The organism is Klenkia taihuensis, from assembly GCF_900112525.1.
Lineage (GTDB): Bacteria > Actinomycetota > Actinomycetes > Mycobacteriales > Geodermatophilaceae > Klenkia > Klenkia taihuensis.
This window is the reverse complement of record NZ_FOMD01000002.1, coordinates 468,498-493,061: the sequence shown is the minus strand read 5'-3', so window position 1 is coordinate 493,061 and position 24,564 is coordinate 468,498. Positions and strand designations below refer to the sequence as shown.

Below are 24,564 nucleotides of genomic sequence, written 5' to 3'. Positions count from 1 at the left end.
CCCGTAACCTCCCGTCACGGGTGTCGTTGTCCGGTCACCCGCTCCCGCCAGCACGACCAACGGAGGTCGCCGCCGTGCCCCAGCTCCACCTGTCCCGCCGCACCGGCCGGCGGCTGCTCGCCACCGGCGCGATCGCCGCCGTCGCCGTCCTCGGCACCCCGGCCGTCGCCTCCGCGGAGGACAACCCGCTCTCCGACGTCCCGGTGATCGGCAGCCTGGTGCCCGGTTCCGGCAGTTCGGGGTCGAGCGCGCCGTCCTCGGTCGTCCCCGGCTTCCCCGGTGGCCTGCCCAGCATCCCGGGCGCCCCCGGCGGTGGGTCGACCCCGGACCCGACGGAGATCATCTCGGGCGGGGCGGCCTGCGTGCAGGGGCTGGTCACCGGCATCCAGGTGTCGGTGACGGGCCTGGCGACCGGGCTGACCGAGGCCCTCATTGGTCTGCTGGGCGGCGGTACCAGCACGGCACCTGTCGAGGGCGGCGAGGCGACCACGACGATCCCGGTCACCCAGGCCCAGCTGCTGGACCTGCTCGACCTGAGCCCCGAGCAGCTGGCCGACCTGTTCGAGAACGGCCAGGAGTCGCTGACCATGGCCGTCCAGGTCGTCGTCGACGGCGTCACGAAGACCGTGCAGGTGGTCCTGGACTTCGTCGACTGCCTGGCCGCGCTGATCCCGACCCCGGCCCCCGCGGCGCCGACCACCACCACGCCGCCGCCCTCGACGGCTCCGGTGTCCAGCGCCCCGGCGGTCACGACCAGCGCCGCGCCGACCCAGGCCGTGGCCTACCCCGGCTACGCGCCGACCGGCGGTGCCCCGTCCGACGACTCCTCCCCGGCCGGGCTCATCGGCCTGGGTGCGCTGGTCGCCGCGAGCGGGGGCGGCGCGCTGTGGCTGCGGGCCCGCCGTGGCGTCGCCGGCTGACCGCGCCGCCGGGTCGTCGTCCGGCCTGGTCGTCCTGCTGGTCCTGGTCACCCTGCTGGCCGGCGGCTGGTGGTACGGCTACGGCCGCGACGACACCCCGGCGGTGCCCGCCACGTCGGCGGCCGAGGTGCCGCTGGTCCCGGCTGCGCTGAGCGTGCCCTCCATCGGCGTGCAGGCGCCGGTCGAGCAGCGGGGCACGGTCGAGTACACCAACCCGTTCACCGGCCAGCAGGTCGCCGGCTACGGCGTGCCCGAGGACATGGCGGTGACGTCCTGGTGGTCCGACGGGCCCGAACCGGGCTCGGGGCAGATGGCGGTGGTGCTCGGGCACGACGTCCCCGGTGACGACCCGGGCGTGTTCGACCGGCTCGCCGAGCTGCAGGTGGGCGACCCCGTCGTCCTCACCTCGGCCGACGGCACCGAGCTGCAGCTGCAGGTGATCGAGGCGCCGCTGACCGGCCTGGACAAGTCGACCTCCGACCTGTCCGACGCGCTGAACGGCCACCCCGAGGGCGCCGACGTCGCGCTGGTCACCTGCGGCGGGGAGTACGACTCCTCGGCCGGTGCGAGCGAGGAGAACGTGGTGGTCTTCGCCTCGGTGGCCTAGGCACCCAGGCCGACGACGTCGCCGACCACCCAGACGGCGGGCGGGCGGACGCCTTCCTCGGCGATGGTCGCGCCCAGGCCGGCCAGCGTGGTCCGGTACAGCCGCTGGGCCGGGCTCGCGCCGTCGACGACCACGGCGACCGGGGTGTCGGCGGCGCGGCCGTGCTCGACCAGCGCGGCGGCGATGGCCGGTGCGGTCTCCACGCCCATGAGCACCACCAGCGTGCCCCGGAGCCGGCCCAGCGCGGCCCAGTCGACCAGCGACGCGGGGTGGTCGGGCGGCACGTGCCCGGAGACCACGACGAACTCGTGGGTCATCCCGCGGTGGGTCACCGGGACGCCGGCCAGGCCGGGGACGCCGATCGCGCTGGTCACCCCGGGCACCACCTCGACGGGCACCCCGGCGGCGGCGCAGGCCTCGAGCTCCTCGAAGCCGCGGCCGAAGACGAACGGGTCGCCGCCCTTGAGCCGGACCACCCGCTTGCCGGCCCGGGCGTGCTCCACCAGCAGCGCGTTGATCTGCTCCTGGGCCATCGACCGGCCGCGGGGCAGCTTCGAGGCGTCGACGACCTCGACGTGCGGCGGCAGCGAGGCCAGCAGCGACTGCGGTGCCAGGTGGTCGGCGAGCACGACGTCGGCGGTGGCCAGCGCCTGCCGGCCGCGCACGGTCATCAGGCCGGGGTCACCGGGGCCGCCGCCGACCAGCACGACGCTGCCCTGCCCGTCCCGCGGCCGGGAGACCGTGTCGGCCACCGTCCCGTCGGTCAGCCCGGCCAGCACGGCGTCCCGGATGCCGACGGCGCGCTGGGGGTCGCCGCCCCCGTGCACGCTCACCACGACGTCGCCGACCCGGCCGACCGCCGGGGTCCAGACGCTGGACCGGGAGCGGTCGTCGGCGCGGGCGCAGAAGATCCGGCGGGACTCCGCCTCGGCGGTGACCGCGGCGTTGACGTCGGGGTCGTCGGTGGCGGCGACGGCGTACCAGGCGTCGGCGAGGTCGCCGTCGGCGTACCGGCGCCGCTCCCAGGTGACCGAGCCGGGCTCGACCAGCGCCTCGAGGGCGGGGGTGAGCTCCGGGCTGACCACGGTGACGACGGCGCGGGCGTCCAGCAGCCCGGCCACCCGGCGGTGGGCGACCTGGCCGCCGCCGACGACCACGACGCGCTTGCCGGTGAGCCGCAGGCCCACCGGGTAGACCGACCCGGTCGCCGGGTCGACGGGGGTGGCGGGCATCAGGACTTCTCGGTGACGCCGGCGGAGTCGAAGGTGGCGACGTCGGCCAGCGCGCGGGCGGCCGCGGCGACCAGCGGCGAGGCCAGCAGCGCGCCGGTGCCTTCGCCCAGGCGCAGGTCGAGCCCCAGGAGCGGGCGCAGGCCCAGGTGCCGCAGCGCGAGGGCGTGGCCGGGCTCGGCGGACACGTGACCGGCCAGCGCGTGCTCCACCGCGGCCGGGCACAGCGCCGCCGCCACCAGCGCGGCGGACCCGGCGATGACGCCGTCGAGCACCACCGGCACCCGCGCGGCCGCGGCGCCCAGCACGAAGCCGGCCAGCGCGGCGTGCTCCAGCCCGCCGACCTCCGCCAGCACGGTGAGCGGGTCGCGCCCGCCGTCCAGCCGGGCCAGCGCGCGCTCGACGACGGCGACCTTGCGGGCCAGCGTGGGGTCGTCGACGCCGGTGCCGCGGCCGGTGGCCTCGGCGGGGGCGGCACCGGTGAACGCGCAGACCAGCGCGGCCGAGGCGGTGGTGTTGGTGATGCCCATGTCGCCGGTGACCAGGCAGCCGTGGTCGGCGGCGAGCTCCGCGGCCACCCCGATGCCGACCTCCACGGCCCGGCGGGCCTCGTCGAGGGTCATGGCGGGCCCCTCGGCGAGGTCGGCGGTGCCGCGCCGGACGTTGCGGTCGAGGAACCCGGGGGCGGGCGCGGACGGCGACGCCACCCCCACGTCGACCACGACGACGTCGGCGCCCAGCTGCGCGGCGAACGCGTTGACCACGGCGCCGCCTGCGGCGAAGTTGGCCACCATCTGCGCGGTGACCTCCTGCGGCCACGGGGTGACGCCCTGGGCGTGCACGCCGTGGTCGCCGGCGAACACCGCGACGGCGGCGGGGACCGGCAGCGGCGGCGGGCAGGCCCCGGCGGTGCCGGCCAGCTGCGCGGCGACGTCCTCCAGGACGCCGAGGGAGCCCGGCGGCTTGGTCATCCGGTCCAGCCGCTCGCGGGCGGCGTGCTCGGCGGCGTGGTCGCGCGGGGTGATCGCGGCGACGGTCTGGTCCAGCAGGGTCATGGTCGCTCCAGGATCGCAGCCAGGGCCGCGGCGAAGGCGGCGGAGGTCGCCGGGTCGCGGACGGCGACCCGCAGGTGGTCCGGGTCCAGCCCGGGGAAGGTGTCGCCGCGGCGGACGGCGAACCCGGCCTCGCGCAGCCGCAGCCGGACCGCCTCGGCGCCGGGCACCCGCAGCAGCACGAACGACGACGCCGGGGTGCCCACGGGGGTGACCCCGGGGGGGAGCAGGCCCAGCAGGGCGGCCCGGTCGGCGGCGAGCTCGTGGGCCCAGCCGGTCGTGTCCGCGCCCGCGCAGGCCTCCAGCGCGGCCAGCGCCGGGGTGGAGACCGGCCAGTGCGGCTGGGCGGCGGCCAGCGCGGCGACCAGGTCGGCGGGGCCCAGGGCGTAGCCGACCCGCAGGCCCGCCAGCCCCCAGGTCTTGGTCAGGCTGCGCACCACCAGCAGGCCCGGCAGGTCGCGGCGGGCGGCCAGCGACTGCGGCTCGCCGGGGTCGGTGTCGGCGAAGGCCTCGTCGAGCACCACGGTGCGGCCGGGCCGGCACAGCGCGGCGACGTCGGCGGCGGGGTGCAGCACCGAGGTCGGGTTGGTCGGGTTGCCCAGCACCACCAGGTCGGCGTCCTCGGGCGGCGGGGTGAGCCGGTAGGACGGCGGCACGAGCAGGTGCCGGTGCACCGCGTGGCCGTGCGCGCGCAGCGCCGCCTCGGGCTCGGTGAAGGACGGGTGGACCACGACCGCGTGCGCGGGCCGCAGGGCCCGGGCAACCAGGGTGAACGTCTCCGCGGCGCCGGCGGTGAGCAGCACCTCCTCGACCGGCCGGCCGTGCGCGGCGGCGACGGCGGCCCGGGCGCGGGTGGGGTCGGGGTAGGCCGCGCTGCCGTCCACCGCGGCGTGCAGCACCTCGCGCAGCCACGCGGGGGGCGCGTCGGCGCGCACGTTGACCGCGAGGTCGACCAGGCCGGGGGTGGCCTCGACGTCCCCGTGGTGGTGCAGGTCCGTGGTCACGGCGCCGCGACGGCCACGGTGACCGGACCGCGGACGGTCTTGGGCACCACCAGCCGGCCGCCGTCGGCGAGCGCGGCGGCCTCGGCGACCGAGGGCGTGCCCAGCGCGGCGGCGACCCGGGCCGAGACCGACGGCACGGGGACCGCGGCGAGCGCCTCGACCGGGAACGCGACCAGCGGCCAGCCCCGCGCGGCGGCGGCGTCGCGCACCCCGGGCTCGGCCGCGCGCCGGTCCACGGTGGCCAGCGCCCGCACCCGGGCGCCGGCCGGCAGCACGGCGTCGACGGCGGCCAGCACGAGGTCGGCGCTCACCCCCGGCCGCGCCCCGACCCCGACCACGACCTCCTGCTCAGCGTTGATCAGGGAGGTTGGTCGAACTCCGTCCTCCTGCACCAGATCTGGTGCAGGAGGACGGACGTCGATCAGGTCCCCTGATCCAGGCTGCGCGGTCACGAGGGCACCCCGGCACGCGCCCGGGCCGCGGCGGCGACGAAGCGCGAAGCCATCTGCGGCGACCCGGCCCAGTTCAGGTGCAGGTAGGAGGCGTGCACCCCGCCCTGCACGAACCCCTCCGGCCCGTCGGCGCTCCACTGCCACGCCGGCGTCGGCCCGGCGCCGGGGGAGGTGCGGGTGCGGTGGAACTCGTGCCCGCGCACCCGGGTGCCCGCGGGGGCCAGCACGCTGTCGGTCATCGCCACCGCGGCGCGGTAGCCCAGCGTCAGCCGCGGGTGCATCGCCGCCTGCGCGTCGAGGACCCCGCACATCGGCTCGCCGTCCAGCGCGCCGGCCAGGTAGAGCAGCCCGGCGCACTCGGCCGCGACCGGCGCCCCCGAGGCCGCGAGCTCGGCGATCGCCGTCCGCAGCCCGACGTTGGCCGCCAGCGCCGACGCGTGCACCTCGGGGAAGCCCCCGCCGACCACCAGGCCCGCGGTGCCGGCGGGCAGCGCGGAGTCGCGCAGCGGGTCCACGGTGACGACGTCGGCGCCCGCGGCGGCCAGCAGCTCGGCGGTCTCGGCGTAGCCGAAGGTGAACGCGGGTCCCCCGGCGACGGCGACCACCGGCCGGCCCTCGACCCGCTCGACCTCCGCGGCCGGGTCCCACGGCTGCGCGTCCAGGTCGGGGGCGCTGCGGGCCAGCCGCAGGACGGCGTCCAGGTCGACGGACGAGCCGACGACGGCGCCCAGCGCGCGCACGGTGCGCACCGCCTCGGCCGACCGCTCGGCGGCGGGCACCAGCCCGAGGTGGCGGGACGGCGTCTCCAGGTCGGCGATCCGGCGGACCGCGCCCAGCACCGGCACCCCCGCCGACCCCAGCGCCTCGCGCAGGATCGCCTCGTGCCGGTCGGACCCGACCCGGTTGAGGACCACCCCGCCCAGCCGCACGGTGGGGTCGAAGGTGGCGAACCCGTGCACGACGGCGGCGACGCTCCGGGCCTGCGCGGAGGCGTCGACCACCAGGACCACCGGCGCCCGCAGCTGGGTGGCCACGTGCGCGGTGGACCCGAAGCCGGGCTCGACCGAGGGGTGGCTGGCGCCGTCGAACAGGCCCATCACGCCCTCGACCACGGCGACGTCGGCGCCGCGGGCGCCGTGCAGGAACAGCGGCGCGATCCGTTCCTCGCCGACCAGCCAGTTGTCGAGGTTGCGGCCCGGGCGCCCGGCGGCCAGCGAGTGGTAGCCCGGGTCGATGTAGTCCGGGCCCACCTTGTGCGGGGAGACCGCCAGCCCGCGGTCGGTGAGCGCGGCGATCAGCCCGGTGGCGATCGACGTCTTGCCCGCGCTCGACGACGGCGCGGCCAGCACGACGCGCGGGATGCTCACCACTCGATGCCCCGCTGGCCCTTCTGGCCGGCGTCCATCGGGTGCTTGACCTTGGTCATCTCCACGACCAGGTCCGCCGCCTCGACCAGCGCCGGGTGGGCGTCGCGCCCGGTGATCACCACGTGCTGGTTGCCCGGCCGGGTGCGCATCGTCTCGACCACGTCCTCGACGTCGACCCAGCCCCACTTCATCGGGTAGGTGAACTCGTCGAGCACGTAGAAGCGGTGCGCCTCCGCGGCGAGGTCCCGCTTGATCTGGGCCCAGCCCTCGGCGGCGTCGGCGGCGTGGTCGGTCTCGTCGCCCTGCTTGCGCGACCAGGACCAGCCCGAGCCCATCTTGTGCCAGACCACCGGCCCGCCCTCACCGGTCTCGGTGTGCACCCGGCCCAGGGTGGTCAGCACGTTCTCCTCGCCGACCTTCCACTTCGCGCTCTTGACGAACTGGTAGACCGCGATCGACCAGCCCTGGTTCCACGCGCGCAGCGCCATCCCGAACGCGGCGGTGGACTTGCCCTTCATCGTCCCGGTGTGCACCGCCAGCAGCGGCCGGTTGCGGCGCTGCTTGGTGGTCAGCCCGTCGACCGGGACCGCGGTGACCTGTCCCTGCGGCATCAGGCAGCCGCCTTCACGTCCTGCACCAGGGCGCCGAGGTCCTCCATGCGGAGCACCTGCCCGCCCAGGTGCGCGCCCAGGACCTGCGCGAGGCCGAGCTTCACGAAGCCGGTCTCGCAGTCCACGACCACCGACGCCGTGCCGGCGGCCTGCAGCAGCGCGGCCGCGCGGTGCGCCTGGCCGAGGTGGTCGGTGCCGCGCTCACCGGTCGCCCGGCCGTCGGTCACCACGACCAGCAGCGGACGGCGACGCGGGTCGCGCACCCGCTCCACCCGGAGCACCTCGTGCGCCCGCAGCAGCCCGGCGGCGACCGGCGACCGGCCCCCGGTGGGCAGGTCGGTCAGCCGGGCTGCGGCGGCCTCCACCGACCAGGTCGGCGGCAGCGCCACCTCGGCCCCGGCGCCGCGGAAGGTCACCAGGCCCACCTTGTCCCGCCGCTGGTAGGCGTCGGTGAGCAGCGAGAGGACCGCACCCTTGACCGCGGCCACCCGGCTGCGCGAGCCCATGGAGCCCGACGCGTCGAGCACGAACAGCACCAGGTTGCCCTCGCGGCCCTCCAGCTCGGCCTGGCGCAGGTCGTCGCGCTCCAGCCGCAACCCGGGGCCGGTGCGCCCGCGCCCGCGCTGGTGCGGCGCGGCCGCCACGACGGTGTCGACCAGGTGCAGCCGGGTCACCGTGCCCTCGGGACGGCGGGAGCCGACCACGCGGCCGCGTTCGCTGCGCGCCTTGGACCGCCGGCCGGCCACGCCCGCGCCGATGCCGGGCACCTCCAGCCGACGGGCCCGGAAGGCCGGGTCGGGGGCGACGGCGGCCCGCTCGGGCGCGGCGCCGGTGGGCTCCCCGCCGTCCGCCTCGTCCGACGGGGGCCGGGGATCCCCTCCACCGCTCGGCGGCCCGGACCCCGGGGGAGGGGATCCCGCGCCGTCGCGGGGTGGGCCGTCCGGGGCGCCGTCGTCCGCGCCGCCGTCGTCGGCCGGGCCGCGGGAGCCGCCCTCGGGGGGCGTGGGGTCGTCCTCGGGGTCGGGGCGGGCGTCGTCCAGCGCCTGCTCGAGGGTCTCCTCGTCCAGGCCGGGGGCGTCGAAGGGGTTGCGCCGGCGGCGGTGGGGGAGCGCCAAGCGGGCGGCCACCCGGACGTCGTCCTCGGTGACCTCCGCGCGGCCGGACCACGCGGCGTGCGCGATGGCGGCGCGGGCGGTGACGATGTCGGCGCGCAGGCCGTCGACGCCGAAGGCGGCGCACACCGCGGTGACCTGGGCGAGTGCTGCGTCGCCGAGCACGACACCGGGCAGCAGGGCGCGGGCGGCGGCGATCCGGTCGGCGAGCTCGCGCTCCTCGTCAGCCCAGCGGGCCCCGAAGCCGGCGGGGTCGGCGTCGGCGGCGAACCGGCGGCGCACCACCTCCGCGCGCAGCGCGGCGTCGCGGGGGGCGGCGACCTCGACGGTGAGCCCGAAGCGGTCCAGCAGCTGCGGTCGGAGCTCGCCCTCCTCGGGGTTCATCGTGCCCACCAGCAGGAACCGGGCGGCGTGCTGCACCGAGACGCCCTCGCGCTCGACGTAGGCCCGGCCCAGCGCGGCGGCGTCCAGCAGCAGGTCGACGAGGTGGTCGTGCAGCAGGTTGACCTCGTCGACGTAGAGGACGCCGCGGTGGGCGGCGGCCAGCAGGCCGGGCTCGAAGCTCTTCACGCCTTCGGTGAGCGCCCGCTCGATGTCCAGCGAGCCCACCAGCCGGTCCTCCGAGGCGCCGACCGGCAGCTCGACCAGGCGGGCCGGCCGCTGCGCCGCGGGGCCGTCGGCCGGGTGCGGGCCGTCGGGGCAGGCGGGGTCGGGGGCGGCGGGGTCGCAGCCGAACCGGCAGCCGGGGACGACGTCCACCGCGGGCAGGACGGCGGCCAGCGCGCGCACCGCGGTGGACTTGGCCGTGCCCTTCTCCCCGCGCACCAGCACCCCGCCGACGGCGGGGGAGACGGCGTTGAGCAGGAGGGCCAGGCGCATGTCGTCCATGCCGACCACGGCGCTGAAGGGGTAGACCACGCTGGTTCCTCTCCCCGGGTGTCCGCGCCCGGAGGTGGCAGGTGGCGACGGCGGCAGTTCCTGGCTCGCCCCGGGGGGCTGACAGTGGCGGGACCGCGCCGGAGTCGCACCGGCTTCCTGCACTGCCGTCGCAGTTCGGGACCATCTCACCACGCCCGCGACTTGACGGATCGGAAAGTCGTCCCGCAGACTTTCCGACATGGAAAGTCGAGACGACGTCGCGGCCTCGCTGGCCGCGCTGGACACCGACCGTGCGGCGCTCGCCGACCGCGTCCGGCAGCCCGGCTGGTACGACCCCGCGCTGGGCGTGCTGGTCGCCGGCTTCTTCGCCAGCTACTCCTTCGCCTTCCCCTGGGCCACCCTCGCCGCGGCGCCGGTGTTCGCGATCGGCGTCGGCCTGCTGGTGGCCGCCTACCGCCGGCACACCGGGCTCTGGGTGAGCGGCTTCCACGGCAGCCCGTCGACCAAGCCGCTGGTCCGCGCCTGGGCGCTGGCCTGCGCCGTCGTGCTGGTCGTGGGCCTGGTCGCCGAGCTGGTGCTCGACGTCCGGTACGCGATGGTCGGGGCCGGCGCCCTGCTCGGCGCCGGGGCCGCGGTGCTCAGCTCCCGGTGGACGACGGCCTACCAGCGCGACCTGCGGAGCGGGCGGTGACCGCCGACCGCGAGCGGGCCGCCGCCGACCTCGCCGCGCTGTCCGCCGACCGGGCCGCGCTGGCCGACCGGGTCGCCCCGCCCCGCTGGTTCGGCCCCGCGCTCGGGCTGCTGCTGTTCTGCTTCATCGCTTCGAACGCGGCGGACTCCTCGTGGGTGAGCGGCGTTGCGCTGCTGGTGTTCGCCGTCGGCCTGGCCCTGCTCGTGCGGGGCTACCGCCGCTCCACCGGGGTCTGGGCGACCACGCCGCCCCGGCAGCTCGCCGGGTGGGCGGTGTTCGTGGTGGTCGTGCTGGTGCCGGCCTACGTGGTCGACCGGCCGGCGGCGTTCCTGGTGGCCGGCGCGGTGCTCGGGGTGGCGGTCGCCGTCCTGTGCGACCGGTGGACCAGGGCCTGGCAGCGGGAGCTGCGGGAGGGCGTGTGACCACCGTCGAGCCCAGGTTCGACCAGGTCGTCCACGCCCCGCCCCGGCTGCAGGTCTGCGGCCTGCTCGCCGCGGTCGACACGATGGACTTCGCCGCCGTCCGCGACACCGTCGGGGTCAGCGACTCGGTGCTGTCCAAGCACGTCAAGCAGCTGGAGGACGCCGGCTACGTACGCGTCAGCAAGGCCACCGTCGCCTCGCGGCAGCGCACGTCGCTGTCGCTGACCCGGGCCGGCCGCGCGGCGTTCACCGCCCACGTCGCCGAGCTCCGCCGGATCGCGGGTCTGTGACCAGCGCCCGCCGGTAGCGGTGCCGGTAGAGCCGCTGGGCCACCAGCAGCCCCGGGAACAACGGGCGCCACACCCCGCTGCCGGGCCGGGTCAGCGACCTCAGCGTCAGCCACACCGCGCCGTCGGGGTCCCGGTGGACGACGAAGGCCTCCTCGCCGCTGACGGGGTGGCCCGGCCGGGTCGCGTAGGCGAAGCCCCGCCGGTCGGCGGTGTCGACGACGGCCACGACGCGCACCGGTTCGGTGATCCGCAGCGGGCCGACCGCCGCGACCAGCTCGAGGTCCGCGCCCTCGCGGACCCGGCCGGGCGGACGGACGGCGAAGCCGCTGCGGGTCTTCACCGCCCACTCCAGCACGGCCCCGGCCCGCACCCACGCGTCCGGCCCCCGGCCGATCGGCACGGTCTCGGCGTGCACCCGCCAGCCCGGGAGCGCGGCGGACCAGTCGGCGTCGGCGGGCCGGGTCGTGCCCGGCGGGAGGGACGGGGTGGCCACGTCGCCATCGTGCACCGACGTGACCTGGGACCCAGGAGCAGAGTGGGCCCCGATGAACCGGCGGCTGCTCCTCGACTGGCTGGCGGTGCTGGCCGTCGCCGTCCTCCTGTCGGTGGGGCTGGAGCTGCTGTCGGTTCCCTCGGCCACGCTGTTCGCCGGGCTCGTCGCCGGGCTGGGCCGGGCGCTGCTGGTGGCCCGCCCGCTCGGGGCGCCCAAGCAGGCGATGACCGGCGCCCAGGCCGTGGTCGGGGTGTCGATCGGCGCGCTGGTGTCGCTGTCGACCCTGGAGACCATCGCCGCCGACTGGCTGCCGGTGGTCGCGGTGACGGTCGGGACGCTGCTGCTCAGCGTCCTCGCCGGCCGGCTGATGGCCCTGCAGCCCGGGGTCAGCCGGGTGACCGGGGCCTTCGCGATGATCGCCGGCGGCGCCTCCGGGATCACGGTGATGGCGCGCGAACTGGGCGCCGATGCCCGGATGGTCGCCGTCCTGCAGTACCTGCGGGTCCTGCTGATCGTGGTCACGATGCCGGTGGTCGCCGCCGTCGCGTTCGGCGCCTCCGGCGGCGGGACGGCCCCGGCCGACACCGGGCCGGGGCTGTGGGCCGGGCTGCTGTTCACCCTGGTCAGCGCCGCGGTGGGCTACCCGTTGGCGCGTCTGGCCCGGCTCCCGGTGGCCGCGCTGCTCGGCCCCATGCTCGTCGCGGCCACCCTGGACCTCACCGGGCTGTCGCGCGGGGCCTCGGTGCCGGCCCTGCTGGAGGCCGCGGCGTTCCTGGTCATCGGCCTGCAGGTGGGGCTCTCCTTCACCCGGGACAGCCTGCGGGTGGTCGGCCGGGCCCTGCCGCTGGCCCTGCTGCTCATCGTCGCGCTGGTCGTCGCCTCGGCGGGCCTGGGCCTGGTGCTCTCGGCCACCGCCGACGTCAGCCCGCTCACCGCCTACCTGGCCACCACCCCGGGCGGGCTCTACGCGGTGCTCGCCACCGCCACCGGCAGCGGTGCCGACGCCACGGTGGTCCTCGCCGTCCAGGTGCTGCGGCTGTTCGTCATGCTGCTCACCGCGCCGCTGCTGTCGCGCTGGCTGCGCCGCGCCGGCTGAGCCCCGGGGTGTGGGCCCGGGCCGTGCCCGGGTAGGCCCGGGCGGCCACCGACCGGTCGAGCCCCGGTCCAGGTCCGTGGCCGACCCCGGGAGTCGCCCCGTGACGTCGGAACCGCGCACCGCACCCGCCGCCGGCCGGTCACTCGGCGCCGGTCTGCTGGTCGGCACCGGCCTGACCGCCACCGTCGACGAGGTGGTGTTCCACCAGCTGCTGCACTGGCACCACTTCTACGACCGGGGGACGTCGTCGGCGGGGCTGGTCTCCGACGGGGTCTTCCACGCCTTCGGGACCGTCGCGCTGGTGGCCGGGGTCTTCCTGCTCGCCGACCTGCGCCGGCGGGGGGACGGCGTGCCGCGGCGGGCCTGGGCGGGGGTGCTGCTGGGCGGCGGGGTGTTCCAGGTCTACGACGGGCTGGTGCAGCACAAGCTGCTGGGCCTGCACCAGATCCGCTACGACGTCGACCTGCTGGCCTACGACCTGGTCTGGAACGGGCTCGGCGCGCTGCTTGCGGTGGTCGGCGCCCTGCTCCTGCTGCGCCGGTGATCACCGCCGCCGCTGCGGTGCTGCTGGCGGCCGGGTACCTCGCCGGCGTCCTGCGACTGGCCCGGCGCGGGGTGCCGCCCACCCCGGGGCGGGTGCTGGCCACGGTGCTCGGGGTGGCCCTGGTGGTCGCCGGGTCGGCACCGGCGTGGGCCGGCCACGGGGCGCCCACCCCGGCCGCGGTCACCGGGCACCTGCTGGCCACGATGGCCGGGCCGCTGCTCCTCGCCCTGGGTGCGCCGCTCACCGTGGCGCTGCGCGCACTGCCCCGGTCGCCGCGCCGCAGGCTGGTGCGCGGACTGCACTCGGTGCCGGTCCGGCTGCTCGTGCGGGCGCCGGTGGTCGCCGTGCTGGCGGTGGTCGGGACCGCGGTGGCGTGGCTGGTGCCGCTGCCGCACGCCTGGCACGCGGTGTGGCACGCGCACATGGTGGCCACCGGGTTCCTGCTGGCCGCGGTCGTCACCGGGGTCGACCCGGTGCGCCGCGACCTGTCCGTGCCGGCGCGGCTGGCGGTGGTGGTGGCCACCGGCGCCGGGCACGACCTGGTCGCCCGCCTCGCCTGGGCGCGGGCCGACAGCGGGTCCGCCCGGGCCGGCGCGGAGCTGCTGGCCACCGGGGGTCACCTGGTCGACGCCGCGCTCGCGGTCGTCGTGCTCGCCGGCTGGTACCGGCGGGAGGGTCGGCGTCAGGCGGCGGTGCGGCGGCGCACCGCGGCCTGAGGCCTCACCAGCCCAGGACGCGGTGGGCCTCGGTGGCGACCCGGTCGAACCGGCGCCGGTCGAGGACGGCGCCCTCGCGGCGGATGTCGTCGGTGCCCATGAGCAGCACGCGGTCGACGCGGACCTCGCTGGGCCGGCCCTGCCGGTCCCAGTCGCCGCTGCCGATGTCCACCCAGACCCGGCCGTGGCGCGCCTCGTCGGCGGCGTCCCGGTCGTGGTCCTTGCTGGTGAGCATCAGCCCGAGCAGGTCGTCGCCGTGCCGGCCGACCACCAGCACCGGCCGGTCCTTGCCGCGTCCGTCGCCCTCCTCGAAGGGCACCCAGGCCCAGACGACCTCGCCCGGGTCGGGGCGGCCGTCGTCGCGGGGGGCGTAGGAGATCTCGCCGCGGCCGGTGAACTCGCCGGCCGCGGACCGGCGGGCGGGTGCCGGCGAGGGCGGCAGCGGCGACCGCCGGGGGGTGGTCTCGGCCGCCGCGGGGCGTCGGCGCGCGGGTCGGGACGCCGTCCGGGTGGCCTCCCGCACCACGGTCGACACCACCTGGGACAGCAGGGACTTCCAGCCGCTCGCCACGGGGCCACCGTAGAGCTCCGGCGCGCCGTGCCGACACGCCGCCTCGCCCGTGACCTGCGTTGCGGCTGTCACCCGGTGGGACGACCATGGGTGATGACACGGTTGCAATTCGGCCGTTCGGGTCATGGAATGGGTCCGGGCGCGGCGAGCGCCCGCACGGGGAGGTGCCACATGACCAGTGCGGAGCCGGTCCGACCGGCGACCACCAACGGCCTGTTCGGGACCTCGAGGGTCCGCGCCAGCGCCCTGGCCTCCTACCAGCTGGTGGAGGACGCCCGGGACCGCACGCCCGAGCACGTGCGCAAGCGGCAGCGCGCCCGCGCCCGCAACGAGCAGGCCGTGGCCGCGCGCCGGGTGGCCCTGGAGTTCGGCCGGGACGACCCGGTCAGCTGACGCAGAGCTCGTTGCCCTCCGGGTCGGCGAGCGTCACCCACCGGTGCGGCCCCTGGCTGGCCCGGTGCAGTTCCGTCGCGCCGGCGGCGACCAGCCGGGCGACCTCGGCCTCGACGTCGGCCGGGGCCACCCGGAGGTCGAGGTGCACCCGGTTCTTCACCGTCTTGGCCTCGGGCACCCGCTGGAAGAGCATCCGCGGCATCGTGCCGTCGGGGTGCACGATCGCCGCGCCCTCGGCCCAGACCAGCTCGCCGCGGTGGGTGGTGGTGTCGGACCCGCTCGCGTGGCCCTCGGCGACCATCCGGCGGATGAACGCCTCGTCACTGGGCTCGCGCCGCCAGCCCAGGGCCTCGGCCCACCAGTCGGCGAGCGGGTGCGGGTCGGTGCAGTCGACGGTGACCTGGAAGGTGTGCGCCATGGCGGCACGCTAGGCCCGGGGCCCGACAGTTCTGCGGCAGCCGCGGACCACCAGTAGGTTCCCGACGGTGCCGATCAGCTCGCCCGAGGGCAAGGACTGGACCCGCAAGAAGATCGTCGACCTGGCGCCGGGGTCGCTGCTGGACGTCGGGGCTGGGGCCGGCACCTACGCCAAGCTGCTGGCCGGCGACCGGCCGGCGCGGCTGACCGCGCTCGAGGTGTTCGAGCCCTACGTGGAGACCTACGGCCTGCGCGACCTCTACGACGAGGTCGTGCTCGGCGACGCCCGGACGACCGAGCTGCCCGCCGCCGACGTCGTCGTCCTGGGGGACGTGGCCGAGCACATGACGGTCGAGGAGGCGCAGGACCTGTGGCGGCGGGCCGGCGAGGCCGCCGGGCGCGCGGTCTACATGTCGATCCCGATCGTGCACTACCCGCAGGGCGAGCTGGAGCACAACCACCACGAGATCCACGTGGTCGACGACTGGGACCACGACAAGGTGCTCGCCGCCTTCCCGGGGATCACCGACTTCTTCCGCGGCGAGGTCGTCGGGGTCTACGAGCGCCGCACCGGCTAGAGCTCGCCCGCCAGCTCGGTGCGCATCTCGTCGTCGGGCTGGGCGGGGGTGTCCGCGGCGGTGTGCTCGCGCCACACCTGGCCCATGGGCGGGAAGACCGACCGCTCCACCCGGCCGTCGGGGTCCCACAGCCGCGAGCGCATGACCGCCTTCGCGCAGTGGAAGTAGGCCCGCTCGACGTCGACGAGCAGCACCGACAGCGGCGGCTTGCCGAACTCCACCAGGTCCAGGTCGACGTCGGTGGTGGGCGCCAGCCGGGCGCGGCCGTACACCCGCAGCACCTCGTCGATGCCCGGCACCAGGAACATCAGCGCCGCCTGCGGGTTGGCCTGCAGGTTGTGCAGGCTGTCGAGCCGGTAGTTGCCCTCCCGGTCGGGCAGCACCAGCGTGCGCGGGTCGAGCACCCGCACGAACCCGGGCACGCCGCCGCGGGGCGAGACGTCGGGGGACCCGGCGGCGTCGGCGGTGGACAGCACCGCGAACGGGGAGAGCCCGATGAAGGCCGCGCAGTGGTGGTCGACGTGGTCGATCACCTTGTCGACGGCCCGGGCGTTGGGTCCGCGGTAGTGGTCCAGGGTGCCGTCCATGCCCCCCAGCCTCCCCTACGATCGCGCCCGTGTCGGTCACCTGGAGCTCGGCGGTCCGGTACAGCGAGTGCGACGACCAGCGCGTGGTCTTCAACGCCCACTACCTGGTGTGGGCCGACGAGGCATCCAACGCGTGGTGGCCCTCGGTGGGGCTGCGCTGGGACCCCGACGGCGTGTGCGGGGTGCAGCCGCTGGTCAAGGCGTCGAACCTGGAGTGGTCGTCGTCCGCGGTGTGGGGCGACACCGTCGACGTCGTCTGCGACCTGGCGGAGCTGGGCCGCACCAGCCTGACCCTGGTCTTCGAGGTCCGGGTCGGTGACCGGCTGTGCTGCACCGTGCGGTCGACCTACGTGGCCACCCGGGACGGCGTGCCCGTGCCGTGGCCGGACGAGGTCCGTGCCGCCGTCTCCTGACGCAGCGTCACCGTTCGGTCGCCCGGGTGCGCCCAGGCTCCGGCGTGTCGGGGGTCGGCGGGTCCTGGTCGCTTCCCGTTCACCTCCGGGTCGTCGGACCGCGCTTCCGTCGCCCGGTCCTGACCCCGGCGAACGGATCCCCCGCCCCCATGCGCTCGTCCACCGCCCGCCTCGGCGCCCTCGTGCTCGCCGCGGCCTGCGCCGCCGCCGGCACGCTGCTGCTGGCCCCCTCCGCCTCGGCCGCCGACGCCGACCTGTCCTCGATCCGGGTCAACGAGGTCGAGTCCCAGGGCGGCGACCCCGACGACTGGGTGGAGCTCGCCAACGCCGGCACCACCGCCGTCGACGTCGGGGGCCTCGTGCTCACCGACGACGACCCGGCCGACCGCTACGAGCTGCCCGCCGGGACCACCATCCCGGCCGGTGGGTACCTCGTGCTGGACAAGGGTGCGGACTTCACGTTCGGCCTGGGCGGGTCCGACGCCGTCCGGCTGCTGCGCGCGGACGGCACCGTCGTCGACGAGCACGCGTGGACCTCCCACGCCGCCACCACCTACGGCCGCTGCCCGGACGCGGCCGGCGCCTTCGCCACCACGACGACGCCGACCCGGGGCACCGCGAACGACTGCTCCACCCCGGACCCCGACCCGGTCCCGGTCGCGTCCACGGTCGTGGTCAACGAGGTCGAGAGCAACGGCGACGACACCGACTGGGCCGAGCTCCACAACACCGGCACCGCGGACGTGCCGGTCGGCGGCTGGACCTTCCGCGACTCCGACCCGACCAACCCGGCGTACACGCTGCCGGCCGGGGCCGTCGTCCCCGCCGGGGGCTTCTACGTCGTCGACCAGGCCCAGGGCGGCCAGCCCGGCTTCACCTTCGGCCTGGGCGGCGCGGACGCCGTCCGGCTGTCCGACCCCTCGGGCGCACTCGTCGCCGAGTACGCCTGGGCGGAGCACGCCACCGTCACCTGGGGCCGCTGCCCCGACGGGACGGGGGAGTTCACCGACACCACCCGCTCGACCAAGGGGACGGCGAACAACTGCCTGCCCCCGGTGGTGGTGAACGAGGTGGAGTCGCAGGGCGGCACCCCGGGTGACTGGGTGGAGCTGTTCAACGTCGGCACCACCCCCGTCGACCTGACCGGTGCGGTCCTGGCCGACGCCGGCGGCGGCAGCTGGACCCTGCCCGCCGGCAGCGAGGTGCCCGGCCGCGGCTACCTGGTGCTCGACGAGGCGCAGTTCGGCTTCGGCCTCGGCGGCGCGGACACCGTCACCCTGAGCTCGCCCGGGGGCGTGGCCTACGACAGCCACAGCTGGACCCAGCACGCGAGCACGACGTACGGGCGCTGCCCGAACGGCGTGGGGGACCTGACCACCACGTCCGAGCCGACCAGGGGCTCGTGGAACGCGTGCGCCGGCCACCCGGTCCCCGCTCCGTGGCCCGGCGGCCCGGACGAGACCGCGGTCGACGACGAGGCCACCTTCACCGGTGACCTGAGCGGGCTGGACGTCGAGCCCTCGGGTACCTCGGCGCCCGGGACGCTGTGGGCGGTGCAGAACGGCGACGGCCTGCTGTACCGGCTGGTCGACGACGGGGCCGGTGGCCGCACGGTCGCGGGGGAGTGGACGCTGGACTACCCGGGCGGGCCCGGCGGCGTCGTGGACGCCGAGGGCGTCACCGTGGCCGGTGACGACTCCGCGGGCGGGGTCTACGTCTCCAGCGAACGCGACGACCGTGCCGACGACGTCAGCCGCCCCTCGGTGCTGCGCTACCTCCCGACCGGCACCGGCGGCACGCTGACCGCCACCACGGAGTGGGACCTGGCGGCGGACTTCCCGGGACTGGGCGCGAACTCCGGCCTCGAGGGCATCACCTGGGTGCCCGACGGCTACCTGCTCGACGGCGGGTTCGTCGACGAGCGGACCGGGCGCGCCTACGACCCGGCCGGCTACCCGGGCCACGGCGACGGCCTGTTCCTCGTCGGCGTGGAGGGCACCTCGAGCGTCCACGCCTACGCGCTGGCCGAGGACGGCGGGTTCGCCCGCGTCGCGACCGTCCCGGTCGACCTGTTCACCCCGTTCGGTACCGACGACGAGCCGGTGGTCGCCGACGTCCAGTTCGACGCCGACCTGGGCGCGCTCTGGGTGGTCTGCGACGAGGTCTGCGGGGGCCAGACGGCGCTGTTCGCCCTCGACGCATCAGGGACCTTCGCCGCGGTGGACACCTTCCTGCCGCCCGCCGGTGCCGACCCGACCTTCGCCAACGAGGGGTTCGCGATCGACACCGGGGCGACCTGCGTCGACGGGTACCGGGCGACCTTCTACGCCGACGACAACGACACCGACGGCTTCTCCCTGCGCACCGGGACCTTCCCCTGCGCCGAGGACGGCACCGACCCCGGGCCCGGCACCGGGCCGGGCCCCGGCACCGGTGCGCCGGGCCCCGGCACCGGTGGGCAGGGGACGCACCCGGGCACCCAGCCGGTCGCCGGTCCGGGCGCCGGCGGCGGTTCCGCGGGCGGGACGCAGCCGACCCGGACGGCGCTGGCGCAGACCGGCGCCGAGGTCGGCAGCTGGACGGCGCTGGCCGCCGGCCTGCTGGTCGCCGGCGGTGCTGCGCTCATCGTGGGGCGGCGCCGGCACGCCTGACCCGGGTCGCCGTCCATCCCCGACGGTGGCCGGCCGTGGCGCCGGCCGGCCACCGTCAGGGATGCCGGGCCACCCCGTCCCGGTGGGTCAGGTGAGCAACCGGACGGTGCGGTCGTCGGGGCCGTCGTACCACTGGGTGAGGACGGCGGGGAACCGCGGCTCGACCGGGTCCGCGGCGGCGAACAGCGTCATCGACGAGCGCAGCTTCACGTCGTCCGGGGAGCCGAGCACCGCGTGCGCCGTCGTCCCCTCCAGCTCGAGCAGCAGGTCGCAGGCCTGCCGCAGCCGCGCACCGAGCACCGGGTGCTCGAGGTAGGCGCGGGCCTCGGCCAGGTCGGCGACGGCGTAGTGCTGCGCGGTCGACGAGCGCCCCAGCCCGGCGACCTGCGGGAAGACGAACCACATCCAGTGCGTGCGCTTGCGACCGGCGCGCAGCTCCGCGAGGACGTCGTCCCACACCTCGTCCTGCGCCTGGACGAACCGCTCCAGCGTCATGCCCCCCAGCCTGCCCCGGGTGGCAGCAGCGGCAACCCGGGCGGCGCGCCCTGCTCCAGCAGCCGCCACAGCGCGGCGGTGTCGGCGTGCTCGGCGACCAGGTCGCCCAGGGCGTCGAGCCGGCGCTCCCGCACCGCGGCGAAGTCGGTGTCCGGCGCGACGGTGAACCGCCGTCCCGTGGTCGCCGCGACGTCGGCGAGGAACGCCCGGCGGAACCCGTCGTTCTCCAGCGCGCCGTGCCACGTCGTCCCGCTGACCGACCCCACCCGGACACCGTCCAGGAACGGCTCGCCGGAATCGGGGGTGACCACGCCGTGGTGGATCTCGTAGGCGTGCACCGCGTGCCCGCGCCAGGCCCCGGTCGGCCGGGCCAGCACCTTGACGGCCCCGAACACGACGTCGGTGGGCAGCAGGCCCAGCCCCTCGATCGCGCCGGCCCGGGACTCGACGTCGTCGGTGATGGTGCGGGCGAGCATCTGGTGGCCGCCGCAGATGCCCAGCACCGGCCGGCCCTCCGCGGCCCGGCGGGCGATCGCGGTGGCCAGGCCCTGCTCCCGCAGCCAGGCCAGGTCGGCCACCGTCGACCGGGTACCGGGCAGCACGACCAGGTCGGCGTCGGCGAGCTCCGCCGGGCTCGTCGCGTACCGGACCAGGACGCCGGGCTCGGCGGCGAGGGCGTCCAGGTCGGTGAAGTTCGACAGCCGGGGGAGGCGGACCACCGACACCCGCAGCACGTCCTCGCCGACCGGGGGCAGCGCCTGGCCGCGGTCGCCGTCCAGGTCGAGGGAGTCCTCGACGTCCAGCCAGAGCCCGGGCACCCACGGGAGGACGCCGAGGGTGGGCCGGCCGGTGAGGTCGCGCAGCTGGTCCAGGCCGGGGGCCAGCAGCCGGGGGTCGCCGCGGAACTTGTTGACCACGAACCCGGCGACCAGCGCCTGGTCGGCCGGCGGCATCAGCGCGACCGTGCCGTAGAGGGCGGGGAAGACGCCGCCGCGGTCGATGTCGCCCACCACCACGACGGGCAGCTGCGCCGCGGTGGCCAGGCCCATGTTGGCGATGTCGGTGTCGCGCAGGTTGATCTCGGTGGGGGAGCCGGCACCCTCGCAGACCACCACGTCGAATCGGCTCCGCAGGTCGGCGAGGGAGGCCAGCACCTGCTCGAACAGCTGCGCCTTCAGGCCGCGGTAGCTCATCGCCGTCACGTCGGTGACCGCCCTGCCGAGCACGACGACCTGGCTGGACCGCTCGCCGCCGGGCTTGAGCAGCACCGGGTTCATCGCCGCCTCGGGCTCCACCCGCGCGGCCGCGGCCTGGAACACCTGCGCCCGGCCGATCTCCGCGCCGTCGGCGGTGACCCAGGAGTTGTTGCTCATGTTCTGCGCCTTGAACGGCGCGACCGACACGCCCTCGCGGGCCAGCCAGCGGCAGATGCCGGCGGTGACGACGGACTTGCCGGCGTCGGACGTGGTGCCGGCGACCAGCAGCGCGCTCACCAGCCGGTCTTCTCCTGGCCGCTGAGCCCGTGGATCGCCGTCATGATCGCGTCGGTGACCTCGCGGCGGGCCTTGCCCTTGCCGGCCAGGCCGCGGTGCGCGGGGAAGGTCAGCGGCTCGCCGAAGGTGATGGTGACCTTGGCCGGGCGGGGCCAGGGTGCGCCGACCGGCTGCACCCGGTCGGTGCCGTGGACGGCGACCGGGACGACGGGGCAGTCGGCGGTCAGCGCGAGCCACGCGACACCGGTCTTGCCGCGGGCGAGCTTGCCGTCGCGGGAGCGGGTGCCCTCGGGGTAGATGCCGAAGGCGTCGCCGTCGTTGAGCGCGTGCAGCACGGTGTCCAGCCCGGCCTGCGCCGCGCGCTGGGCCTGCCGCTCGACCGGCCGCGCGCCCAGCGCGGTGAACAGCACCTTGGTCAGCCAGCCCTTGGGCCCGGTGCCGGTGAAGTACTCGGACTTCGCCAGGTAGCCCACCTTGCGCGGGGCCATCAGCGGGATCGCGATGGAGTCGATGAAGGACAGGTGGTTGCTGGCCAGCAGCACCGGCCCGGTGCGGGGCACCCGGTCCTTGCCGATCACCGTCGGCCGGCAGGTCAGCACGAACAGCGGCCGCAGCACGAACCTGGCGAGGAAGTAGAACACCCTGCGCTCCTCCCTCGGGACCCGACGACCGGGGCATCATCCCCCGGCGGCACCGCCCCGCCCGGACGGGGGGCTCAGACGGCCCGCACCGGGGCCGACCCGCCGCGGCCGGCCAGCCGGTCGGCGACCCGGGCCAGCACGGCCAGTGCGGCGCGGACCTCCGCGGCCGGGCGGGTGAACGGCAGGCGCAGGTGGTCGTCGAAGGCCGCGCCGGTGCCGAACGCCCGGCCCTCGGCGACCCGGACGCCCTCGACCAGCGCGGCCCGGGTCAGCGCCGCCGAGCTCAGCCCGGCCGGCAGCCGGCACCAGGTCGCCAGCCCGCCGGTGGCCGGGTAGGGCGACCAGTCCGGCAGCAGCTCGGCCAGCGCCGCGGTCAGCACGTCGTGGCCGGCGCGCAGCTCCGTGCGGCGGTCGGCGAGCACCCGGTCGAGGTCGGCGACGAGGAAGGTGGCGGTCAGCTGGTCCAGCACGCCGACGGTGAGCTGGCGCTGGCCGTAGGTGTCGGCCAGCCGGGCGGCCAGGGCGGCGTCCGTGCGCAGCCAGCCCACCCGCAGCCCACCCCAGACCGACTTGGACAGCCCGCCGACGGTGACGGTGGCGGCGTCGGGCACCCCGGCGGCGAACGGCGGCGGGGCGGCGGCGTCCTCGTCCAGGTGCAGGCCGGTGGTGACCTCGTCGACCAGGGTGAGCGTGCCCTGCTGCCACAGCGTCGCGGCCAGCTTGCGGCGGCCGGTGGCCGACAGCGTCGCGCCGCTGGGGTTGGAGTGGTCGGGCATCAGGTACGCCAGCCGCGGCGCGCTCTGCCGGGCGGCGGTGTGCGCGGCCTGCACCAGCGCGTCGGGGTCGGCCGGGTCGACCGGCACCGGCACGGGGACCGCGCCCAGGTCGGTGACCAGCTGGACGGCGCCGGGGTAGGTGGGGTGCTCCATGAGCACCCGGTCGCCGGGGGACAGCAGCGCGGTGGTGATCAGCCCGACGGCGTCCATCACCCCGGCGGTGACGACGACCTGGTCGGGCTCGGTGGGCAGGCCGCGGGCGCTGAACCGGTCGGCGACCGCCTGGCGCAGCGCCGGCAGCCCGTCGGGGTGGTAGCCGGAGTCGCCCAGCGCGCCGGGCAGCAGCTCCAGCGCGCGGGTGTAGGCCGGCAGCAGGTGCGGGGACGCCGGGGGAGCGGCGTGCGCCAGGTTGACCACGCCGTCGCCGTCGCGGGGCAGCGGCCACTCCACGCCCGGGCCGTGCGGCAGCTCGGTGACGGTGCCCGAGCCGTGCCGGGTGCGGGCGTAGCCCTCCTCGCGGAGCGTCCGGTAGGCGCTGGCGACGGTCACCCGGCTGACACCCAGGGCCTCGGCGAGCTCGCGCTCGGCCGGCAGCCGGGTGCCCACCGGGAGCGCGCCGGTGCCCAGCAGCTCCTGCACCCGGGCGGCCAGCGCGGCGTAGCGGGGGCCGGTGCCGCCCGGCGCGCCCAGCAGCGCGGCGAGCTCGTGCGCCCGGGTGGACTGGTCGGTGGACACTGGCATGCGGTCCACCATGCCCGACTGGACCGTTCTGCACCAGACCACCCGCTGCCACGGTGGTGCCATGAACCCCGGTGGAGTCCTCGTCCTGCTGGTCCTGCTCGCGCTGCTGGTCGCGACGCTGGTGGTCACCCTGCGCGGTGGGCGCGGCCCGGCCGACCCGCCGCGCAGCCACCCGGGCGCCGGCTGGCCCGCACCCCGCGGCGTCCTGCACCGCCGCGGCGCCGCACCCGCCCGCACCCCGCGGCGGCCGGTGACCCTGCACCGCCTCCGCCCGGTCCGGCACTGACCAGCCCAGCCGGCCCGGACGTCGATCAACCCCCCTGATCCACGTCCGGCCTCCTGCACCAGATCTGGTGAGGGAGGACGGAGTTCGACCAGGGGACCTGATCGACGCTGGGCCCTACCGGCGGCGGAGGAGGCGGGCGGTGACCGCGAGGGCGGCAGCCGCCGTCCACACCGCCCGCGACAGCGCGACCGCCCGGCCGATGTCGGCGCGGACCGGTGGCTCGCCGTCGCCCATCGTGGGCCGGTCCTCCACCCGGGTGCCGTAGACGTTGCGCCCGCCCAGCCGGACGCCGAGCGCGCCCGCGGCCGCGGCCTCGCAGCGGCCGGAGTTCGGGCTGGGGTGGGCGCCGCCGTCCCGCCGCCACGCGGCCAGCGCGCCGGACGCCGACCCGCCCACCAGCGGGGCGACCGCCACGGTCAGCGCGGCGGTGAGCCGGGCCGGCACCCAGTTGGCGACGTCGTCCGCCCGCGCCGACGCCCAGCCGAAGCGGGCGTAGCGCTCGGACCGGTAGCCGACCATCGCGTCGAGGGTGTTCACCGCGCGGTAGGCCAGCAGACCCGGGACCCCGGCCACCGCGCCCCACACCAGCGGCGCCACCGCGGCGTCGGAGGTGTTCTCCGCGACCGACTCCACGGTGGCCCGCACCAGCTCGGCCCCGCCCAGCGACGACGGGTCCCGGCCGGCCAGGGTGGGCAGGTGCGCGCGGGCCGCGGGCAGGTCGTCGAGCAGGTCGTCCATCCGCGTCCCCGCACGGCCCAGCGAGGTGCCCCCGAGCACCGCCCAGGTCGCCACCGCGGTGACCAGCACCCGGTGCGGGAGGACCACCCCCAGCGCGGCGACCGGGACCACGCAGGCCGCCCAGTGCAGGGCCCCCGCCGTCCGGCTGTCGCGGTAGGTCCTCTGCTCCAGCGCCGCGGCCGCCCGGCCGAAGCCGGCGACCGGGTGCCCGCGCCGCGGGTCGGCGAACACCAGGTCGGCGGCCGCGCCCAGCGCGATCCCGGCTGCTCCCGCGACGTCCACGGGGCCTGATGGTGCCA

Annotated in this window: 29 protein-coding genes and 1 riboswitch; of the genes, 13 read left to right on the top strand and 16 right to left on the bottom strand. The window is 76.9% G+C overall.

What is annotated here, in order from left to right; translation table 11 throughout:
• Positions 1-74 precede the first annotated feature (74 nt).
• Together BM158_RS10340 and BM158_RS10335 are read left to right on the top strand one after the other, a co-directional pair.
• Positions 75-920 (top strand): hypothetical protein, encoded by an 846-nt coding sequence (locus BM158_RS10340; protein ID WP_091557581.1) that lies wholly within the window; start codon positions 75-77, stop codon positions 918-920.
• Complete coding sequence (locus BM158_RS10335; RefSeq protein ID WP_165628887.1) at positions 904-1,527, top strand: class F sortase; 624 nt, start codon at positions 904-906, stop codon at positions 1,525-1,527. Before BM158_RS10340 ends, BM158_RS10335 begins: the two co-directional genes overlap by 17 nt.
• Here BM158_RS10335 and cobA read toward each other — a convergent pair.
• The 7 genes from cobA to BM158_RS10300 all read right to left on the bottom strand — a co-directional run bounded on the left by cobA (position 1,524) and on the right by BM158_RS10300 (position 9,272).
• The gene (gene cobA, locus BM158_RS10330; RefSeq protein ID WP_091557576.1) at positions 1,524-2,759 is read right to left on the bottom strand and encodes a uroporphyrinogen-III C-methyltransferase; all 1,236 of its coding nucleotides are present in this window, start codon (positions 2,757-2,759) and stop codon (positions 1,524-1,526) included. The two genes, BM158_RS10335 and cobA, sit on opposite strands and share 4 nt — an antisense overlap.
• The gene (cobT, locus tag BM158_RS10325) at positions 2,759-3,811 is read right to left on the bottom strand and encodes a nicotinate-nucleotide--dimethylbenzimidazole phosphoribosyltransferase (RefSeq protein ID WP_091557573.1); all 1,053 of its coding nucleotides are present in this window, start codon (positions 3,809-3,811) and stop codon (positions 2,759-2,761) included. Before cobT ends, cobA begins: the two co-directional genes overlap by 1 nt.
• A complete protein-coding gene (cobC, locus tag BM158_RS10320) occupies positions 3,808-4,812 on the bottom strand; it encodes an Rv2231c family histidinol phosphate aminotransferase CobC (protein WP_191328691.1) in 1,005 nt (334 codons plus the stop codon). Before cobC ends, cobT begins: the two co-directional genes overlap by 4 nt.
• A complete protein-coding gene (locus BM158_RS10315) occupies positions 4,809-5,150 on the bottom strand; it encodes a cobalamin biosynthesis protein (protein ID WP_091557569.1) in 342 nt (113 codons plus the stop codon). The genes cobC and BM158_RS10315 overlap by 4 nt, the downstream gene beginning before the upstream one ends.
• A 110-nt stretch (positions 5,151-5,260) precedes the next feature.
• The gene (locus tag BM158_RS10310) at positions 5,261-6,631 is read right to left on the bottom strand and encodes a cobyrinic acid a,c-diamide synthase CobB (protein WP_091557566.1); all 1,371 of its coding nucleotides are present in this window, start codon (positions 6,629-6,631) and stop codon (positions 5,261-5,263) included.
• Positions 6,628-7,242 (bottom strand): cob(I)yrinic acid a,c-diamide adenosyltransferase, encoded by a 615-nt coding sequence (gene cobO, locus BM158_RS10305; protein WP_091557563.1) that lies wholly within the window; start codon positions 7,240-7,242, stop codon positions 6,628-6,630. The genes BM158_RS10310 and cobO overlap by 4 nt, the downstream gene beginning before the upstream one ends.
• Entirely contained in the window at positions 7,242-9,272 is a 2,031-nt protein-coding gene (locus BM158_RS10300; protein WP_091557561.1) for a putative cobaltochelatase, read from the bottom strand. The genes cobO and BM158_RS10300 overlap by 1 nt, the downstream gene beginning before the upstream one ends.
• Positions 9,273-9,304: 32 nt before the next feature.
• Positions 9,305-9,433, bottom strand: a riboswitch (cobalamin riboswitch).
• A gap of 38 nt (positions 9,434-9,471) precedes the next feature.
• Between BM158_RS10300 and BM158_RS10295 the strand changes: the two genes are divergently transcribed.
• The 3 genes from BM158_RS10295 to BM158_RS10285 are packed head-to-tail and all read left to right on the top strand — an operon-like array spanning position 9,472 to position 10,636.
• Complete coding sequence (locus BM158_RS10295; protein WP_091557557.1) at positions 9,472-9,924, top strand: hypothetical protein; 453 nt, start codon at positions 9,472-9,474, stop codon at positions 9,922-9,924.
• Complete coding sequence (locus tag BM158_RS10290) at positions 9,921-10,346, top strand: hypothetical protein (RefSeq protein ID WP_091557554.1); 426 nt, start codon at positions 9,921-9,923, stop codon at positions 10,344-10,346. Before BM158_RS10295 ends, BM158_RS10290 begins: the two co-directional genes overlap by 4 nt.
• On the top strand, positions 10,343-10,636 hold the full coding sequence (locus BM158_RS10285) for a transcriptional regulator (RefSeq protein WP_091557550.1): 294 nt from the start codon (positions 10,343-10,345) through the stop codon (positions 10,634-10,636). Before BM158_RS10290 ends, BM158_RS10285 begins: the two co-directional genes overlap by 4 nt.
• Here the strand turns inward: BM158_RS10285 and BM158_RS10280 are convergent.
• Positions 10,593-11,129 (bottom strand): DUF1990 family protein, encoded by a 537-nt coding sequence (locus BM158_RS10280; protein ID WP_091558764.1) that lies wholly within the window; start codon positions 11,127-11,129, stop codon positions 10,593-10,595. The genes BM158_RS10285 and BM158_RS10280 overlap by 44 nt on opposite strands.
• A 52-nt stretch (positions 11,130-11,181) precedes the next feature.
• On the opposite strand from BM158_RS10280, the gene BM158_RS10275 reads away from it, so the two are divergent.
• The 3 genes from BM158_RS10275 (at position 11,182) to BM158_RS10265 (ending at position 13,485) form a co-directional block, all read left to right on the top strand.
• A complete protein-coding gene (locus BM158_RS10275) occupies positions 11,182-12,225 on the top strand; it encodes an AbrB family transcriptional regulator (RefSeq protein WP_091557546.1) in 1,044 nt (347 codons plus the stop codon).
• A gap of 100 nt (positions 12,226-12,325) precedes the next feature.
• Complete coding sequence (locus BM158_RS10270) at positions 12,326-12,769, top strand: DUF2243 domain-containing protein (RefSeq protein WP_091557542.1); 444 nt, start codon at positions 12,326-12,328, stop codon at positions 12,767-12,769.
• Positions 12,766-13,485, top strand: coding sequence for a cytochrome c oxidase assembly protein (locus BM158_RS10265; protein ID WP_165628886.1), 720 nt, complete (start codon positions 12,766-12,768; stop codon positions 13,483-13,485). The genes BM158_RS10270 and BM158_RS10265 overlap by 4 nt, the downstream gene beginning before the upstream one ends.
• A gap of 4 nt (positions 13,486-13,489) precedes the next feature.
• Here BM158_RS10265 and BM158_RS10260 read toward each other — a convergent pair whose 3' ends face one another.
• The gene (locus tag BM158_RS10260; RefSeq protein WP_229827707.1) at positions 13,490-14,056 is read right to left on the bottom strand and encodes a type II toxin-antitoxin system PemK/MazF family toxin; all 567 of its coding nucleotides are present in this window, start codon (positions 14,054-14,056) and stop codon (positions 13,490-13,492) included.
• Between the two features lie 171 nt (positions 14,057-14,227).
• On the opposite strand from BM158_RS10260, the gene BM158_RS10255 reads away from it, so the two are divergent.
• Positions 14,228-14,449, top strand: coding sequence for a hypothetical protein (locus BM158_RS10255; RefSeq protein ID WP_091557530.1), 222 nt, complete (start codon positions 14,228-14,230; stop codon positions 14,447-14,449).
• Here the strand turns inward: BM158_RS10255 and BM158_RS10250 are convergent.
• Entirely contained in the window at positions 14,442-14,867 is a 426-nt protein-coding gene (locus BM158_RS10250) for a VOC family protein (protein ID WP_091557527.1), read from the bottom strand. The genes BM158_RS10255 and BM158_RS10250 overlap by 8 nt on opposite strands.
• A 67-nt stretch (positions 14,868-14,934) precedes the next feature.
• Here BM158_RS10250 and BM158_RS10245 point away from each other — a divergent pair, with 67 nt between their 5' ends.
• Positions 14,935-15,444 (top strand): class I SAM-dependent methyltransferase, encoded by a 510-nt coding sequence (locus BM158_RS10245; RefSeq protein ID WP_091557523.1) that lies wholly within the window; start codon positions 14,935-14,937, stop codon positions 15,442-15,444.
• Here the strand turns inward: BM158_RS10245 and BM158_RS10240 are convergent.
• Positions 15,441-16,031: an MSMEG_1061 family FMN-dependent PPOX-type flavoprotein gene (locus BM158_RS10240; protein WP_091557520.1), complete on the bottom strand. Its 591-nt coding sequence runs from the start codon at positions 16,029-16,031 to the stop codon at positions 15,441-15,443. The genes BM158_RS10245 and BM158_RS10240 overlap by 4 nt on opposite strands.
• A 29-nt stretch (positions 16,032-16,060) precedes the next feature.
• Between BM158_RS10240 and BM158_RS10235 the strand changes: the two genes are divergently transcribed.
• Positions 16,061-16,444 (top strand): acyl-CoA thioesterase, encoded by a 384-nt coding sequence (locus BM158_RS10235; RefSeq protein ID WP_091557517.1) that lies wholly within the window; start codon positions 16,061-16,063, stop codon positions 16,442-16,444.
• Between the two features lie 149 nt (positions 16,445-16,593).
• Positions 16,594-19,095, top strand: a complete 2,502-nt coding sequence (locus BM158_RS10230) for a lamin tail domain-containing protein (protein WP_091557514.1) — start codon at positions 16,594-16,596, stop codon at positions 19,093-19,095.
• 87 nt (positions 19,096-19,182) lie between these two features.
• On the opposite strand, the gene BM158_RS10225 is transcribed toward BM158_RS10230, so the two are convergent.
• From BM158_RS10225 to yczR, 4 genes are all read right to left on the bottom strand, one after another.
• Complete coding sequence (locus BM158_RS10225; RefSeq protein WP_091557510.1) at positions 19,183-19,590, bottom strand: DUF1810 domain-containing protein; 408 nt, start codon at positions 19,588-19,590, stop codon at positions 19,183-19,185.
• Positions 19,587-21,083: a cobyric acid synthase gene (locus tag BM158_RS10220; RefSeq protein WP_229827708.1), complete on the bottom strand. Its 1,497-nt coding sequence runs from the start codon at positions 21,081-21,083 to the stop codon at positions 19,587-19,589. Before BM158_RS10220 ends, BM158_RS10225 begins: the two co-directional genes overlap by 4 nt.
• Complete coding sequence (locus BM158_RS10215; protein WP_091557506.1) at positions 21,080-21,724, bottom strand: lysophospholipid acyltransferase family protein; 645 nt, start codon at positions 21,722-21,724, stop codon at positions 21,080-21,082. The genes BM158_RS10220 and BM158_RS10215 overlap by 4 nt, the downstream gene beginning before the upstream one ends.
• Positions 21,725-21,798: 74 nt before the next feature.
• Positions 21,799-23,241 (bottom strand): MocR-like transcription factor YczR, encoded by a 1,443-nt coding sequence (gene yczR / locus BM158_RS10210; protein WP_091558756.1) that lies wholly within the window; start codon positions 23,239-23,241, stop codon positions 21,799-21,801.
• 61 nt (positions 23,242-23,302) lie between these two features.
• Here yczR and BM158_RS10205 point away from each other — a divergent pair, with 61 nt between their 5' ends.
• Positions 23,303-23,527, top strand: coding sequence for a hypothetical protein (locus BM158_RS10205; RefSeq protein ID WP_131802015.1), 225 nt, complete (start codon positions 23,303-23,305; stop codon positions 23,525-23,527).
• 114 nt (positions 23,528-23,641) lie between these two features.
• Here BM158_RS10205 and BM158_RS10200 read toward each other — a convergent pair whose 3' ends face one another.
• Entirely contained in the window at positions 23,642-24,547 is a 906-nt protein-coding gene (locus BM158_RS10200; RefSeq protein WP_091557499.1) for a cobalamin biosynthesis protein, read from the bottom strand.
• Between the last annotated feature and the right edge of the window lie 17 nt (positions 24,548-24,564).

What these genes read in the sequence shown, in the direction of transcription:
- BM158_RS10250 (WP_091557527.1), bottom strand. Translation starts at nt 14,867, where the DNA reads ATGGCGCACACCTTCCAGGTCACCGTCGACTGCACCGACCCGCACCCG.
- BM158_RS10275 (WP_091557546.1), top strand. Translation starts at nt 11,182, where the DNA reads ATGAACCGGCGGCTGCTCCTCGACTGGCTGGCGGTGCTGGCCGTCGCC.
- BM158_RS10295 (WP_091557557.1), top strand. Translation starts at nt 9,472, where the DNA reads ATGGAAAGTCGAGACGACGTCGCGGCCTCGCTGGCCGCGCTGGACACC.
- BM158_RS10205 (WP_131802015.1), top strand. Translation starts at nt 23,303, where the DNA reads ATGAACCCCGGTGGAGTCCTCGTCCTGCTGGTCCTGCTCGCGCTGCTG.
- BM158_RS10240 (WP_091557520.1), bottom strand. Translation starts at nt 16,031, where the DNA reads ATGGACGGCACCCTGGACCACTACCGCGGACCCAACGCCCGGGCCGTC.
- cobT (WP_091557573.1), bottom strand. Translation starts at nt 3,811, where the DNA reads ATGACCCTGCTGGACCAGACCGTCGCCGCGATCACCCCGCGCGACCAC.
- cobA (WP_091557576.1), bottom strand. Translation starts at nt 2,759, where the DNA reads ATGCCCGCCACCCCCGTCGACCCGGCGACCGGGTCGGTCTACCCGGTG.
- cobO (WP_091557563.1), bottom strand. Translation starts at nt 7,242, where the DNA reads ATGCCGCAGGGACAGGTCACCGCGGTCCCGGTCGACGGGCTGACCACC.
- BM158_RS10230 (WP_091557514.1), top strand. Translation starts at nt 16,594, where the DNA reads ATGCGCTCGTCCACCGCCCGCCTCGGCGCCCTCGTGCTCGCCGCGGCC.
- BM158_RS10255 (WP_091557530.1), top strand. Translation starts at nt 14,228, where the DNA reads ATGACCAGTGCGGAGCCGGTCCGACCGGCGACCACCAACGGCCTGTTC.
- yczR (WP_091558756.1), bottom strand. Translation starts at nt 23,241, where the DNA reads ATGCCAGTGTCCACCGACCAGTCCACCCGGGCGCACGAGCTCGCCGCG.
- BM158_RS10225 (WP_091557510.1), bottom strand. Translation starts at nt 19,590, where the DNA reads ATGACGCTGGAGCGGTTCGTCCAGGCGCAGGACGAGGTGTGGGACGAC.